The 15393-nt window shown below is 60.2% G+C and carries 9 protein-coding genes; 2 read left to right on the forward strand and 7 right to left on the reverse strand.

The genetic code is table 11. The features are described 5' to 3' along the window. Positions 1 to 268 precede the first annotated feature (268 nt). Positions 269 to 727 carry a (2Fe-2S)-binding protein gene (locus tag ACSQ84_RS23690; protein ID WP_436214137.1) on the forward strand — a complete coding sequence of 153 codons (459 nt, stop codon included), beginning with the start codon at positions 269 to 271 and terminating at the stop codon, positions 725 to 727. 1 nt (position 728) lies between these two features. After that, the gene (locus tag ACSQ84_RS23695) at positions 729 to 2978 is read left to right on the forward strand and encodes a molybdopterin cofactor-binding domain-containing protein (RefSeq protein WP_436214138.1); all 2250 of its coding nucleotides are present in this window, start codon (positions 729 to 731) and stop codon (positions 2976 to 2978) included. Between the two features lie 1092 nt (positions 2979 to 4070). Here ACSQ84_RS23695 and phaC read toward each other — a convergent pair. The 7 genes from phaC to ACSQ84_RS23730 all read right to left on the reverse strand — a co-directional run bounded on the left by phaC (position 4071) and on the right by ACSQ84_RS23730 (position 15337). Then, entirely contained in the window at positions 4071 to 5789 is a 1719-nt protein-coding gene (phaC, locus tag ACSQ84_RS23700; RefSeq protein WP_436214139.1) for a class I poly(R)-hydroxyalkanoic acid synthase, read from the reverse strand. Between the two features lie 156 nt (positions 5790 to 5945). After that, on the reverse strand, positions 5946 to 7322 hold the full coding sequence (locus tag ACSQ84_RS23705; RefSeq protein ID WP_436214140.1) for a sigma-54-dependent transcriptional regulator: 1377 nt from the start codon (positions 7320 to 7322) through the stop codon (positions 5946 to 5948). After that, positions 7312 to 9150 carry a sensor histidine kinase gene (locus ACSQ84_RS23710; RefSeq protein WP_436214141.1) on the reverse strand — a complete coding sequence of 613 codons (1839 nt, stop codon included), beginning with the start codon at positions 9148 to 9150 and terminating at the stop codon, positions 7312 to 7314. The genes ACSQ84_RS23705 and ACSQ84_RS23710 overlap by 11 nt, the downstream gene beginning before the upstream one ends. Before the next feature lie 49 nt (positions 9151 to 9199). Next, positions 9200 to 10204 carry a cytochrome d ubiquinol oxidase subunit II gene (locus ACSQ84_RS23715; protein ID WP_436214142.1) on the reverse strand — a complete coding sequence of 335 codons (1005 nt, stop codon included), beginning with the start codon at positions 10202 to 10204 and terminating at the stop codon, positions 9200 to 9202. Then, positions 10201 to 11592, reverse strand: coding sequence for a cytochrome ubiquinol oxidase subunit I (locus tag ACSQ84_RS23720; protein ID WP_436214143.1), 1392 nt, complete (start codon positions 11590 to 11592; stop codon positions 10201 to 10203). Before ACSQ84_RS23720 ends, ACSQ84_RS23715 begins: the two co-directional genes overlap by 4 nt. 89 nt (positions 11593 to 11681) lie before the next feature. After that, positions 11682 to 13004: an NAD(P)/FAD-dependent oxidoreductase gene (locus ACSQ84_RS23725; protein WP_436214144.1), complete on the reverse strand. Its 1323-nt coding sequence runs from the start codon at positions 13002 to 13004 to the stop codon at positions 11682 to 11684. 50 nt (positions 13005 to 13054) lie between these two features. Beyond that, a complete protein-coding gene (locus tag ACSQ84_RS23730; protein ID WP_436214145.1) occupies positions 13055 to 15337 on the reverse strand; it encodes an NADP-dependent malic enzyme in 2283 nt (760 codons plus the stop codon). Positions 15338 to 15393 lie beyond the last annotated feature (56 nt).

Raw genomic sequence — 15393 nt, forward strand, 5'->3', positions numbered from 1 at the left:
TGGTGCGCGGCGAGATCTTCGCGATCGACTTCGACGAGGCCCACGTCGTCCGCCCAAACCAGCTCCGATCTCGATAAATCCAGAATGTCAGAACGTTAATGACTAGCAAAACAATAGTCATATCTGGTAATAGCCGAAGAAGCGAAGAACGACTCACAGGGAAATGACCGCGCGTCATTCCAGCGGGACTTCTGCCGACAGTGTTGGGGACTTCTGAAGAGCAGAACTGGCGCCAATCGTCCCTTTCACAACTGCTGGAGCATTCGCAATGCAATTGACTGTCAATGGCAAGCAATATGATTTGGACATCGAGCCGGATATTCCGCTTCTTTGGGTGCTTCGTGATGAACTTGGCATTACGGGACCGAAGTATGGTTGCGGCGCCGGCCTGTGCGGTGCGTGCACCGTGCACGTCGACGGCACCGCGGTCCGCTCCTGCTCTATCGGCGCTGGAGAGGTTCGTGGCAGCGTGACGACAATCGAGGGGCTCGGAACACCGAAAACGCCGCATGTAGTTCAGCAGGCCTGGATCGGGCACCAGGTTGCGCAGTGCGGCTATTGTCAGCCCGGCCAAATGATGACCGCAGCTGCCTTTCTCTCAAAGAATCCCACTCCGACCGATTCCGACATTGCCGATGCGATGAGTGGAAATCTATGTCGATGCGGCACCTACACCCGCATCGGGCTCGCCGTCAAAACCGCAGCTCAAATGATGAAGGGGAAATGACGTGGCTCGGATCGCAAAGATTGCACGACGCACATTTCTGATCGGATCCGCGGCTATCGCTGGTGGCATTGCATTCGGCTACTACCGCTTCCGCAAGGAGCCTCCTAATCCGTTGCTGAAAGGTCTTGAGCCGGGCGAAGCCGCCATCACGCCCTACGTCCGGGTAGATGCAAAAGGCGTCACTCTCATTACTCCGCGAGCCGACAAGGGCCAGGGATCTTATTCCATGCAAGCCCATCTGCTTGCCGAAGAACTCGATGTGGATCCGAATGCGGTCCGCATCGATCCTGGTCCGCCAAGTGCCGTCTACTTTAACTCTCGAATCATGGACGACGGTCTGCCCTTTGCGGCACTCGATGATGGTTTCCTGGCACGCAGTGCGCGTAGTGGCGGAGAAGTATTAAGCCGTATGCTAGGTATGCAGATTACGGGCGGTTCCTCCACTGTACCCGACGGCTTTCATAAACTCCGCATGGCGGGGGCCGTTGCGCGCGAGACCTTGAAGGAAGTAGCCGCCAAGAGATCGGGAACAAGCCGGTCGCAACTGCAAACGAAGAACGGGCGGGTCATCCTGCCCAATGGGAAATCGTTTGCTTACGCGGAACTAGCCGTGGAGGCAGCTCAGCTTGAGCCTATTACTGATGTCACGCTCCGATCGGAGCAGGAGTGGCGCTACATCGGCAAGAGCATGCGCAGGATCGACATCGTAGCGAAGTCTACTGGGACGCAGCAGTATGGGATTGACATTCGTTTGGAGCGGATGCTGTACGCAACCGTGCGCGCAAATCCCGGTATGGGAGGCACGATCAAGCGATATGATGCCTTTACAGCGGAAAAGATGAGGGGCGTGAAGAAGATCGTCCCAGTCACAGATGGCGTAGGCGTCATCGCCGACAATACGTGGAGAGCCTTTCAGGCCGCGGCAGCGATCAAGATCGAGTGGAACGATCCCGCTTATCCAGCCAACTCGCCTGAAATGTGGAAGGCTCTGGAGGGATCGTTCGCCAAAGACATGCAGGACAGCAGGCTTCGTAACGACGGAGACGTCGAGAAAGCATTGACTGCCGCATCCAAGCCGATAGAGGCAGAGTATCGAACACCGTATGTAGCTCACGCACCGCTCGAACCCATGAATGCGGTCGTGCTCTATACGAAGGAGCGGATCGACATCTGGACTGGAACGCAGATCCCGCTATTCCTCCAGATGCATGCTTCAAAGCTCGCCCAGCTGCCGGAAGACAAGGTTTATGTGCACGTTCAGGCGATTGGCGGAAGCTTTGGAGCACGGCTCGACGATACGTATGCACTGCAGGCCATTGAGCTTGCGGTTGCGATGCAAGGCGTTCCAGTCAAAATGACTTGGGGCCGCGAAGAAAACATGACGCATGAATATCCACGTCCGATGCAGCTCTCGCGCGCAAGGGGAACGGTTCGCGACGGTAAGGTCGAGAGCATGAGTGTGGACATCGCGGGCCAATCGGTGGTGGCCTCCTGGTTCAACCGCCTCCAATCGCCTGTCCCTCCCGGTCCCGATCCTACGATGGTCAATGGCGTTTGGGATCAACCTTTCGCAATACCGAACTATCGGGTGACAAGTTACCGCGCGAAAGAAATGGTACCCGTCAGCCCCTGGCGGTCTGTTGGAGCCTCGGCGAATGGGTTCCACCATGCTTCCTTCTTGGACGAATTGATCCACGCCGCCGGCGCTGACCCGATGTCAGAACTTGTTCGCCTCTGCAATCATGAGACCTCGAAGGCGGTCCTGGAGACTTTGCGGAATATTTCCTCATGGAAAGGGCCGCGAATCGATAGCAGGCGCGCTCGCGGGGTAGCCCTGACGTTATCATTTGGCGTACCGATGGCCCAAGTCATTGAAGTGAGCGATACGGCGCAAGGCATCGGCATCGACAAAGTATACGCCGTTTGCGACGTGGGGCGTGTTCTCGATCCGATCAATTTCGAGGCGCAAATCCAGGGAGGCATCATCTGGGGCCTGGGCCACGCAATGAATTGCGAGCTGACCTACGACAAGTTCGCGCTGGTCCAGACGAACTTTCACATGTTCGAGGGAATGAGATTCCATCAGGCACCGGAAATCATCGTCAAGGGATTGCAGCTTGGCAATGAAGTGCGCGGAATTGGCGAACCTCCCGTTCCGCCTGCAGCACCGGCGCTCGCGAACGCCATTTTTGCTCTCACAGGAAAGCGCGTGCGCGAACTGCCCTTGAACAAGAGCGTCAAATTCGCGTGACAAAATAGTAGGAGAAAGCCTCTCGGCTGTACTCACCGGATCGCTGGAGGCAGTTAACGGCCTCCAACCCCCACAGAGCATAGCCTGCGGTTTCCGGCAATACACTCGTCGACAGAAGGTTCGGTGATCACGCAGTCACGGCTCGGCTGCGGGCGACGATTTCGTCATGCGTCAGCTGCTGCCGGCTGTCATGAATTCCCTGAGGAGCGCGTCGCGATTGCCCGGCGCGCGGGACTCCGAGCCGGGCTGGAGAAAATTGCGATGCAGCTTACGGAATTCTCGCAATCCGAACCGTGGTCTTTTTTGGCGTCGACATAGGGCTTGAGGTCTCGCCGGCGGCAAGCCGGCGTGCAATGTCTTTGGATGTAGTGAACGCAACGCGGGACGATGACGTACTTGTGTGCACGACAGGGGCCAACGAGGATTCACTCAAAGTGCACCCTCCGCTCTTTTGCCAAGCCGAACGTGTTGACCTCTTCCTTGCGTCCCTTGAGCGCGCGCTCATCAGGATCGCAGGCTAGATCGCCTACCTGCGAGCAGGTGGCCAAGCCTAAGTATATTGCCACCAATCGGTGAGGCGTCACTGACATACGCGATGGACCTTTGTGAGGACCGAAAGAGGATCTGAAAATCTGACGTCGGTGCGGGGCCGGCACCCAACTCAAATCATGTGCGACGTCGGCACGCCGGTCTTTGTGTAACTGCTGACACGGTGGCAGTCGGGTATTGTCGAAGTATCGTTGCATGGCCGCTTTGCGCCACGAGCGGCCGTTCCGCAACTACTGATTTTTCGATTCTCCACTCGCCGGCATCGCCAATAATGGCTTGCTGAGCTGCAATCACATCACCTGAAACGCCGGCCCGCCGCTAACACCGCAGCGCGCTCAGTTCGCCCGGTCAAGCTGGATGCTGCTAGATTGTCTTCGATCGCCAGGTGCACACGTCGTGTACACGCCGCCTTCTAACGCTTTGAAAAACTTTAATTCTCGCTCCAATCAATCATGGGCCAGTTTGGGCAAACTGCAGCCAGCTAGACGCAAGCCGATAAAAACTATTTGGTTACGCGAATATCCACGCTCAGTATTGATCCTGTCAGTCGGCCTTTTCCCTCACATATCGGCCGGGCGCAGATTCACCGGGAGGGTAGAGGTTGCTGCCGAGTTGCGCGCGCGCCGGCAGTTGCTCTTCCGCCCGCGGCTTGAGCCAGCCGATCCAGTCGTTCCACCAGCTGCCGGGCTTTTCATCGGCACCGGCCAGCCATGTCGCCGGGTCGTCGCACCGATCGGTCGATACCCAATAGCTTCGCTTGTTCTTCGACGCCGGATTGATCACACCGGCGATATGTCCGCTCGCGCCGAGAACAAAGCGAGTGTCACCGCGGAACAGGCCCGTCGTCCGATAGGCGGACCGCCACGGCACGATATGGTCCTCGACGGTCGCCAGAACATAGGCAGGCAGGTCGACCCGCCCCAAATCGACTGACGTGTTGCACACCGTCAACCTGTTCGGGTGCCGGAGATTGTTCTCCAGGTACATGTTCCTGATGTACCAGCAGTACATCGGTCCCGGCAGATTCGTCACGTCGGCATTCCAGAACAGGAGATCGAAACGCTCGGGCGACTTCCCCTTCAGGTAATTGTTGACCACGTTCGGCCATATCAGCTCTTTCGAGCGCAGGGTCTGGAAGACGAACCCGAGTTCAGAACCGCGGTAGATGCCTCCATTCCCAATGGTCTGCTCACGCTGTCGCACGCTATCCTCGTCCACAAATACGCCGAGGTCACCCGGCTCGCGGAAATCGAGCATGGTCGTCAGCAGTGTCACGCTGGCGACCGATTCGTCACCTCGCGTCCGCAGGATAGCGAGGGCAGACGACAGGATCGTTCCGCCAACGCACCAACCGACCACGTTGACCTTGTCAGCACCGGAAACCGATCGGGCGATCTCGACGGCGCGCATGGCGCCATGCTCGACGTAATCATCCCATCCAAAATGCCCGCAAGAGGCATCCGGGTTGCGCCAGGAAACGATGAAGACCGTCATGCCGTTCTCGACCGCGAACCGGACAAAGGAATTGGCCGGCTGAAGGTCAAGAATATAGAACTTGTTGATGCAGGGCGGCACGATCAGCAATGGCCGCACGGCCACCTGCTCGGTCGCCGGTTCATATTGAATCAGTTGAAACAGGTCGTTCTCGAATACGACGGCGCCCCTGGACGTCGCGACGTCTTTCCCGACCTCGAAAGCGCCCTCGTCCGTGATCGTCAGGCTGCCCCTGCCCAGATCCGACATCAAATTGTCCAGGCCTGCCTTGAGGCTTTGGCCTTCGGTGTCCGTCGCGAGCTTGATGACGTCGGGATTGGTGGCAAGAAAATTGGTCGGACTCATCGCTTCGACGAGTTGGCGCGTGAAGAAACGCAGCCGATGCTTCTCCTTTTCGTCCAGATCCAGCGCTTCGACGAAGTCGGTGCAATAGCGCGAATTCAGCAGATAGCATTGCTTCAGCAGACTATGGAGCGGATTGTCCCGCCATTCCGTGGCGTTGAACCTGCGATCGCCGCGCGCCGGCTCGACGCTGCCTTCGCCCTGCACGCCTGCAGCCGATTTGATGACCTGTTCCGTGAGTTGGTACAGGCGCATCAGGTGGTCAGCCTGCAATTCGGCGATGCGCCCCGATGAATTCAGCGTTGCGCCGAGGCCCGCGCCGTCACGATCGCCATTCGGTGTCCATCCTAGCGACCGCCACAGGCTCGCACCCGCTTTCATGAATCCTTCGACAAACTCGTCAGGCATATTGAATGGCCGATTCATCGCTTCCCTCGCAAGATTGAATGGTTCGTTCGTTTCCGGTTGCGGGCCGCTTCTATCCGGCGCCCTTTTGTTCTCGTGCCATCGCCGCTCGCCATGTCAGGCCAAAGGCACGGGTTCGGTCAGCGTGCTCGCCCGTCGCAATGGTTCGCCGGGGTCTCAGGATCCAGCGCGAACGGTTGAGCCTTCCCTGATCCCGTCAACGTTGACGGAAAGGCGTTTGATCTTGTCGTACAACGTCTGCTTCGGGATGCCCAAAAGCGTTGCCGTCGCCTGAACGTCGCCCTGCTTGCGCCGCAGCGCGTCCTCGATGATCGACCGCTCGATGTTCTCCAACTGTCGAGGCAGCGACACATCCGATGCACCCAACCCGGGCTTGTTGATGACCTTGCCGTCGAGCACGCCAAGTACGAAGCGATCGGCGACGTTACGGAGCTCCCGTACGTTTCCCGGCCACGAATAGGCCAGCAAGACGGACAGCGTCTGCTCGTCCAGTATCGGCGCGTCGCGCTCGAACCGTCTGGCGGCGTCCAGCGTGAAGTGCTCGAACAGCAGGGGAATGTCTTCGCGGCGCTCGCGAAGCGGCGGCAGTTCGATGAATGCGACGCCAAGGCGATAGTAGAGATCGGCGCGAAACAACCGCTTCTCGCTCAACTCGAGTAAATTCGTCTTGCTCGCCGCAACGACGCGGCAATCCACCGAGATCGGCTTGTTCGTTCCGACGCGTTCGATCGATCGATCCTGCAGCGACCTCAGCAACTTCACCTGCACGCTCAGCGGCATGCTCTCGATTTCGTCGAGGAACAGCGTTCCGCCATTCGCATATTCGATCTTTCCGATACGCTGACGGGTGGCGCCGGTGAACGCTCCTACCTCATGGCCGAACAACTCACTCTCGACCAGCGATTCGGGGAGGCCGCCGCAGTTCACCGCGACATAATGGCCGCCGCGTCGCCCGCTGTGATTGTGGAGACAGCGCGCAACCACATCCTTTCCGGTTCCAGTTTCGCCATAGATCGTGACGTCGACATTGGTCGCGGCCAATGTGGATACAAGCCTGCGCACTTCCAATATCTGCGGCGACCGGCCCAGCAGGCTCGCCTCGATGCCCTGGCGATCCGCAAGGACGGATCGCAACGCGCGCACTTCCAGGGTCAACCGTCTCTTTTCGACCGCCCTGCGCACCACGGAGACGAGCTGCTCCGACGAGCACGGCTTCTCGATGAAGTCGTAGGCGCCGTTTCGCATCGCCTGCACGGCCATGGAAATATCGCCGTGGCCGGTGATCAGGATCACCGGCAGATCCTGATCCAACCTGTGCAGATCGGATTGCCATTCAAGGCCGCTCTTGCCACGCAGACGTACGTCGCAGACCACGACGAACGGCATGTCGGCACGGACCGACACGCTGGCGGCCTCGACCGAGGCGAACCCCGAGACGGAAAACCCGGCAAGTTCAAGCGCCTGAACGCCGCCGATCCGGACATCGTTGTCGTCTTCGACGTAGATCACGCCGATCGATTGGTCATCGCTCATGCGAAACCTCTGATGTGCCAGCCAATGGAAGGGTCACTACAAATTCGGCGCCGCATGGCGTCAGGTTTCGTGCGCGCAGTTCGCCGCCAAAGGAGTGCGCGATGTGGTTGGAGAGCATAAGACCAAGACCGAGCCCTTTGCCCGCAGGCTTGGTCGTCACAAACGGTTCGAACATGCGCTGCAGGACATCGGGCGCGATTGCAGGACCGCTGTTGCTGATAACGATGCGGCAGCGCGCGGTCTGCCCCTCTTCCCGGCGCGCACGGATCAGGATCGACTTCCGGTCCGTGCTCTCCACGGCGTCCAGCGCATTCGCCACGATGTTGCACAACAGCTGCTCAAGCCGCGTCTGATCGGCGACGACGCAGATAGTCGCGTCAACGTCGGTCACGACGGTCACTCCCCCTTCCTTGACGCGCCCGGCGAGTATCTTGAGCGATTCGGCCACGGCATGTTCGACGGAGACCGCGTCAAGCGGGCTGCTTGACTTGTATGCGAAGACCCGCAGTTGGCCGGTCAAACGTCCGAGCCGGCGTATCAATTCGCCAATTCGAGTGAGATTTCCGCGGGCATCGCCGATCGACCCGCGGTCGACGAGCAGAACGGCATTGTCGGCGGCCGTCTGCAGGGCGGCCAGAGGCTGGTTGAGTTCATGCACGATTCCGGCCGACATCTGGCCGAGGGCGGCGAGCTTGCCGGCATGGACCAAATCATCCTGCGCGGCCCGCAGTTCGGCGGTTCGTTCCTGCACCCTGATCTCGAGCATGTCGTTTGCCGCCTGCAACGCCGCCTGGTTGGCCAGGCGTTGCTTGATCGCTCGCCTGCGCTGCTCGACCAGACCGGCCGCCAGCAACGCAACGATGCAGGCGAGGCCCGACATCGCGCCGATGATCAGCGCGGTCTGCCGCGTCGGCGCCTCATCGTCGAGCAGGACCAGCTTCCACAGACCGCGGTTGATTGGCCGTTCGCTGAGGGTGTAGGCCGCGCCGTTTTCTGCGGCGATGCGTGCAGCGCCATCCGAGAACTGGGCGACGAAGGTCCATCCGAGCGGCGTCAGTTCGTGGTTGCCGTACGGTTTGGATCGCGAAATCTCATCGCGCATCTGATGCGACACCGGCGCCATCGGACGAAAGCGCCACGCGTCGCGGGACGAGAGTATCGCGACCCGGCGTTCGTCGAGCAAAAGGATATCGCTCTCAACGTCGCGCCATCCATGCTCGAACGATTCCAGGTTGACCTTGACGGTGGCAACACCCCTCGTCTCCCCGCCGTCCTTCAGGGCATAGGAGAGATAGTAGCCGGCGCGCGCGCTGGTAATGCCGACGCCGAAGAACGTCCCTCGACCTTTCGAAAGAGCCTCGCTGACATAGGGACGGTACGACAGGTTTTGGCCAAACGGCGTGCCCGGCTGCTCGAAATCAGCCGCGGCCAGCGTATCGCCGGAGACGCCGAGGACGTAGAGATTTTCGGCTCCCGCAAGCAGATTGATCGACTTCAAGTACTGGCTGACGGTTTGCCGCAGTGCGGGATCGCCGGGCGCGCCGAGCAGCCGGAAGACACTGGGGGACGTCTCGAGCAAGGACGGCAGGTATTCAAATCTTGAAAGATGACCGTCGAGCCGGACGGCCTCCACGGCCAGCCGCTGCTGGGCGGCGGCGCGCAAATACTCCAGTCCGCGCTGAAAAGCCACTGCATATCCGAGCCACGAAGCGGCCATGACCAGCGCGACTGCAATTGCTCCGCGCACAAGCCAACGCGTCGAACCAGGCGCCACCGAACTGATTTCGGAACTCCCCTTGATGTTCACCAGCGATGGAAGGTCCGTCATCTCGGCAACCAGACAAATCCGAGGAGCGCCAGCCACGACGGACGACCGCTCATGCATAGTCTAACTCTATGGTCTTGCCCCGGAATACGCGATAGGAAAATCCGGTGTAGGCGATAATGACAGGCAACGTGACGCAAACCCCGATCAGGATAATTTTGAGCGACTCGGGGCTGCTGGCGGCTTGCCAGACGGTGAGCCTGTCGATCACCACGAAGGGATAGATGCTGTAGCTGAGGCCGAGGAAGCTCAGGAAGAAGACCAGCACCAGCAATGCGAAGGGCAGCCAGCACAGGCTGCCGCGCACGGCCGGCGACCCGAGCAGGAGGCGCGCCGCCAACAGTGCAATGCCCGTCGTGATCGGGATCGACACCACCGCAATCATCGCCGGCAATGTAAACCATCTGACACGAACGGTCTCGCTGATCCACGGCGTTGCCATCGAGATCAGTATCAAGCCCACGACCATCGGCGGCCAGGCAATCTTGCTCCACTCGATCGCCTTTTCCTGAAGTTCGCCGTCCGTCTTCATCACCAGCCATGTCGCGCCGAGCAGCGCGTATGCCATCGGCAGCGCCACCGCAATGGCGCCCGCAAAGATCGGATAGTTCCAGCCCTCGCCGAAGCCGCTGATGTAGCGGCCGAGCATCCAGCCCTGACACACGGACGCGAGCATCGATCCGGCGATGAACAGGCGATCCCACATCGCCTTCCGGCTGGCCTTGCCCTTGACCCTGAAATCAAAGGCCGCGCCGCGCAGGATCAGGCCAACCAGCATGAGGGCTGTCGGCAGATACAGTTCGGACAGCACCAATCCATGCGCCTTGGGGAAGGCAATCAGGAGCAGGCCGACGCCAAGAACCAGCCAGGTTTCGTTGGCATCCCAGAACGGACCGATGGATGCAACCATGGTATTCCGCTCTTCGGGCGTCGCCCGATGCATCAGCATGCCGACCCCGAGATCGTATCCGTCGCTCACGACGTAGATGAGCAGCGACATCCCCATCAGGCCGATGAAGATCAGCGGGAGCAGTTCGTCGAACGACATTGAGATCATACGAATTCCTCCTGGCGCTGATACTCCCGCGGGCCCTCCGCCAAGCCCTCCGATGCGAACATGCCCGGCTTCTTTTCTGACGTTTCCGACATGTGCTTCAGTACGCCGACATAAGCGACGAGCAGCGCCAGATAGACCGCAATGTAGATGCTGAGCGTCACGGCAATGCTCGACGAAGGCACACGAGAGGCGACGTCGCTGGTTCGAATGAGGCCGGCAACGATGAAGGGCTGGCGCCCGATCTCCGTGACGTACCATCCCGCGATGGTCGCGACCCAACCTGAAAAGGTCATCGCGGCAAACAGCTTGAGCATTGGCCGTGGCATTCGGGCGAAATCCCATCGATCGCGCCAATGCCTCCACAGACCGATCCAGGCGACAAGCAGCATCAGGATGCCGGTCCCGACCATGATCCGGAAACACCAGAACACCGGAAAGACCGGCGGATGAGCCGATGGAAACTCGTTCAGTCCCTTGATCTCGCCGTCAGCATCATGCCGCAGGATCAGGCTCGCAAGTTTCGGCACGCCCAGCTCGAATCGGTTCGATCTCGTCGCATCGTCTGGGATCGCGAACAGAAGAAGCGGCGCCCCGCGCGTTGTTTCCCAAACGCCTTCCATCGCCGCGACCTTCTGCGGCTGATGCTTGAGCGTATTGAGCCCGTGAAGATCACCCGCCACTATTTGCGCCGGCATAGCCAGGGAGGCGAGTATCAGCCCGGTCCGCAATACGCGTGACGCGCTGGCCATCGCGACCCCCTTGAGAATTTGCCAGGCGCTGATCCCGATGAGCAGGAACGCGCAGGTCAGCGCGGATGCCAGCATCATGTGGACGAAGCGATACGGGAAGGACGGATTGAAGATGATTTCCAGCCAGTTTCGCGCGTGAAACTGGCCATCGATTATTTCGTATCCCGCCGGCGTCTGCATCCAGGAATTGAGAGCAAGGATCCAGAATGCGCTCAGCATCGTACCGAAGGCGACCAGAAAGGTCGATCCAAGGTGAATCATCTCACCGACCCGACGGTGGCCGAACAGCATCACGCCGAGAAAGCCAGCTTCCAGAAAGAAGGCGGTCAGCACTTCATAGCCGAGCAGCGGGCCGGCGATATTGCCGACGCGCTCCATGTAGCCCGGCCAGTTGGTGCCGAACTGGAAGCTCATGGTGACGCCGCTGACGACCCCGAGCGCGAATGTCAGGGCGAATATCTTGGTCCAGAGCCGGTAGGCGCGCAGCCAATCCACTTTCTGCTGCGGGTCGGTCGCGCGCAGGTGCTTTAGCCGAAAGAACAGCAGAACCCAGCCCAGCGCGATCGAAATCGAGGGAAACAGAATGTGGAACGTGATATTGGCGGCGAACTGGATGCGCGCAAGGACCACGACGTCCATCAGCTTTCCCTCCAGGTTCGGCGCAGTGCCTCACCGCCAAACAAGTGCACAACGGCCGACAAAGCATCCATCCCAATCATGCCCTGCAATCAATGGAGCTTCACGTGCGGCTCGGTGCGGCGGGTAATCAGGCGGGCCAGCGTGTCGAGCGCAACCTTCACCGAACCATGCAGCGCGTGCTCGTGCATCTTGTAGAGCGACAGGTACATCATCCTTGCGAAGATGCCTGCGAATACAAGGTTGCCGCCAACGAGCGCCCCCATCATCGAGCCGACAGTGCTGAATTCGCCGAGCGACACCAGTGATCCGAAGTCCCGATACCGATAGTCCTTGAGCGGTTTGCCCTGCAGATATTGCGGAATCTGTGAATAGAGGTGGGAGGCCTGCTGATGAGCCGCCTGTGCGCGAGGCGGTACATTGCCGCGCTTGCCCCATGAGCAGGCCGCGCAGTCGCCGATTGCAAAGATGCCGTCGTCGCGCGTTGTTTGCAGCGTCGGCCGAACGACGAGCTGATTGATGCGGTTGGTTTCGAGTCCGGCGATATCCTTCAGAACGTCGGGCGCCTTGACTCCCGCAGCCCAGACGATCAATTCGGCGGGGATCGTCCGGCCGTCCGTCAGGTTCACACGGTCGGCGCCGACCTCGGAGACCTTGGCGCCCACCAGCAGATTGACACCGAGCCTGACGAGCAACTTTTCCGTCTCTTTCGAAACCCGTTCGGGCAAGGCGGGCAGCACCCGTTCGGCGGCTTCAATCAGCGTAATCCTGATGTCCTTCTGGGGATCGACCTGATCGAGGCCATACGCCACCACTTCACGCGTCGTTCTGTGGAGCTCGGCCGCAAGTTCAACGCCGGTCGCGCCGGCGCCGATGATTGCGACTTTCAACTGGTGCGCTCCCAGCGGCGACGATTGGGCGTGCGCACGGATGCACGCATTGACCATTCTTTCGTGGAATCGACGTGCGTCCGACTGCGATTCGAGCTTGATCGCATGCTCGACGACGCCAGGCGTGCCAAAGTCGTTGTTCTGGCTTCCGACTGCGATGACAAGGACATCATAGCCAAAGGTCCGCTTCGGCGTGACCTCGCGGCCCTCAGCGTCGAAATACGGCGCCACCTGCACCTGACGGCGATCCCGATCGATCCCGGTCATCTCCCCGATCCGGTAACGAAAGCCGTGCCAGTAGGATTGCGCAAGATAGTCGACCTCGTGAGCTGATATATCCATGCTCCCCGCGGCAATCTCGTGGAGCTTCGGCTTCCACACATGCGTGCGGTTTCGCTCGATCAGCGTGATGTCCAGCTTTCCCTTGCGCCCGTATTTGTCGCCGAGACGCGTCGCCAGCTCCAATCCGCCGGCTCCGCCTCCGACGATCACGATTCGGGATTTTCCCAACTGCGGTTCGCTCATGATGGCCTCAACCGATCGAGTTCACAGCTCGTCTAACCGCGTCTTGCCGATCAAGCCCGCTCCGAAACGGCGTCTGCGACCGCGACGGCAGCCATGTTCACGATGCGCCGCACCGTGGACGATGGTGTGAGGATATGGGCCGGCTTTGCTGCCCCGAGCAGAATGCCTCCTACGGTCAGCCCCTGTCCCGCCGCCATCCGCAACAAATTGTAGGAGATATTGGCGGCATCGAGATTCGGCATCACCAGCACATTCGCCGGACCCACGAAGCCGGAATCGGAAAACTCGTGATCAAGTACCGACTGCGACAGCGCGGCATCCCCGCGCATCTCGCCTTCCACCGCCAGGTCGGGCGATCGCTCGCGAATGATCGCACGTGCCTCCCGCATCTTGTGCGCTTCCGGGACCGCGGAGCTTCCGAAGCTCGAATGCGACAACAGCGCCACCCTCGGCGTGATGCCGAACCGCCTGACCTCGGCCGCCGCCAGCAATGCAATATCGGCCACCTGCTCGGCGGTCGGATTGAGATTGCAGTGCGTGTCGCAAATGAACAGCTGATGCTTTGGGAGAATGAGCATCTGCATCACGGCGAGCGTGCGCACGCCGTCCCGGGTCCCGATCACGTGGCGAATGGCGGTGAGGTGACTGGCGGTCCTTCCGATGACCCCGCACAGCATCGCATCGCCGATACCCCTCTCGAGCAGGATCGACGCGAGCACCGTCGCGTCGCTTCGCGTTTCCGAGAGGGCCAGCGCGGCCGACACGCCATCGCGCTTTCTGCGCGCATGATACACTTCCGCGCACTTGGAATAGACCTGCGTGTCGTGCGGATCGATGATCTCGCAGTCGCTGCCTGGCTTGAGCCGGAGACCGAAGGCCTTGATCCGCTCCTCGATCGTCGAAGGCCGGCCGAGAAGCAGCGGTCTGCCAATCTGCTCATCGACGATAACTTGTGCTGCGCGCAGCACACGCTCGTCCTCGCCTTCGGCCAGAAGCAGGGACTTGCCGCTTCCCTTCGCCACCGAGAAGACCGGCTGCATCGCGTTGCCGGACTGGTAGACGAACCGGCCGAGCTTCTGACGATAGGCCTCCATATCGGCGATCGGACGCCTGGCGACACCGGTGTCGGCTGCGGCCTTGGCCACCGCCGGCGCGATCACTTCGATCAGCCGCGGGTCGAACGGCTTGGGAATGAGATAGTCGCGGCCAAAACGCAACCCTTCTCCCTTATAAGCGACGGCGACCACCTCGGGCACCTCCGTCATCGCCAGATCCGCGAGTGCGCGCACCGTCGCGAGCTTCATCTCCTCATTGATCGTGGTCGCCCCGCAATCCAGCGCGCCCCTGAAGATGAACGGAAAGCACAGCACATTGTTGATCTGGTTGGGGTAGTCCGAACGTCCCGTCCCGATGATCGCATCGGGACGGACCGCCAGCGCGTCCTCCGGCATGATTTCGGGTATCGGGTTGGCCATGGCGAAGATCAGGGGATCTCGCGCCATCTTCTTGACCATGTCAGGCGTGAGCACGTTGCCGGCCGACAAACCGAGGAAAATGTCCGCATACTGGATGATCTGGTCCAGCTTTCGCGCGTCCGTCGTTACGGCGTAGCGCGCCTTATTGTCGTCCATGCCTTCGGTGCGACCGGCATACACCACGCCCTTCGCATCGGTCACGATGATATTATCGTGTCGCAGCCCGAGACTGACAATGAGATCGAGACACGCAAGCGCCGCTGCACCGGCGCCGGAGCAAACCAGCTTGACGTCAGCGATGTCCTTTTTCACCAGCTTCAGCCCGTTGAGGATCGCCGCCGCTGCGATGATCGCGGTACCATGCTGGTCGTCGTGAAAGACGGGAATTTTCATTCGGGCGCGGAGCTTCTGTTCGATGTAGAAGCATTCCGGCGCCTTGATGTCCTCCAGGTTGATGCCGCCGAAGGTCGGCTCCATCCTGACGATCGTTTCGATCAGCGCGTCAGGATCGTTCTCGGCGAGTTCGATATCAAATACGTCGATTCCGGCGAACTTCTTGAACAGGCACGCCTTGCCTTCCATGACCGGCTTGCTCGCCAGCGGGCCAATATTGCCGAGACCAAGCACGGCGGTACCGTTGGTGATGACGGCCACGAGGTTGCTGCGCGCCGTCAGTTCATCGGCCTGCAAGGGATCCTTGGCGATGACCAGGCAAGGTTCCGCCACGCCGGGTGAATACGCCAGCGCCAGATCGCGCTGCGTTGCCATGGACGTCGTGGGCACGACGGAGATCTTCCCCGGCGTCGGCAGGCGATGATATTCGAGTGCGGCTTCCCTCAGTCCCTGATCCTGATCCATCATATTCCCCGATTCTACCCTTGGTTAGAGAGGCGGATGCGCCCCTCTCCTGCTCT

It is taken from the genome of Bradyrhizobium sp. LjRoot220 (assembly GCF_964252915.1).
Classification (GTDB): Bacteria; Pseudomonadota; Alphaproteobacteria; order Rhizobiales; family Xanthobacteraceae; genus Bradyrhizobium.

Coding starts and splice junctions, on each gene's coding strand:
- ACSQ84_RS23690 (WP_436214137.1), top strand. CDS start 269: ATGCAATTGACTGTCAATGGCAAGCAATATGATTTGGACATCGAGCCG.
- phaC (WP_436214139.1), bottom strand. CDS start 5,789: ATGAATCGGCCATTCAATATGCCTGACGAGTTTGTCGAAGGATTCATG.
- ACSQ84_RS23705 (WP_436214140.1), bottom strand. CDS start 7,322: ATGAGCGATGACCAATCGATCGGCGTGATCTACGTCGAAGACGACAAC.
- ACSQ84_RS23710 (WP_436214141.1), bottom strand. CDS start 9,150: ATGACGGACCTTCCATCGCTGGTGAACATCAAGGGGAGTTCCGAAATC.
- ACSQ84_RS23715 (WP_436214142.1), bottom strand. CDS start 10,204: ATGATCTCAATGTCGTTCGACGAACTGCTCCCGCTGATCTTCATCGGC.
- ACSQ84_RS23720 (WP_436214143.1), bottom strand. CDS start 11,592: ATGGACGTCGTGGTCCTTGCGCGCATCCAGTTCGCCGCCAATATCACG.
- ACSQ84_RS23725 (WP_436214144.1), bottom strand. CDS start 13,004: ATGAGCGAACCGCAGTTGGGAAAATCCCGAATCGTGATCGTCGGAGGC.
- ACSQ84_RS23730 (WP_436214145.1), bottom strand. CDS start 15,337: ATGGATCAGGATCAGGGACTGAGGGAAGCCGCACTCGAATATCATCGC.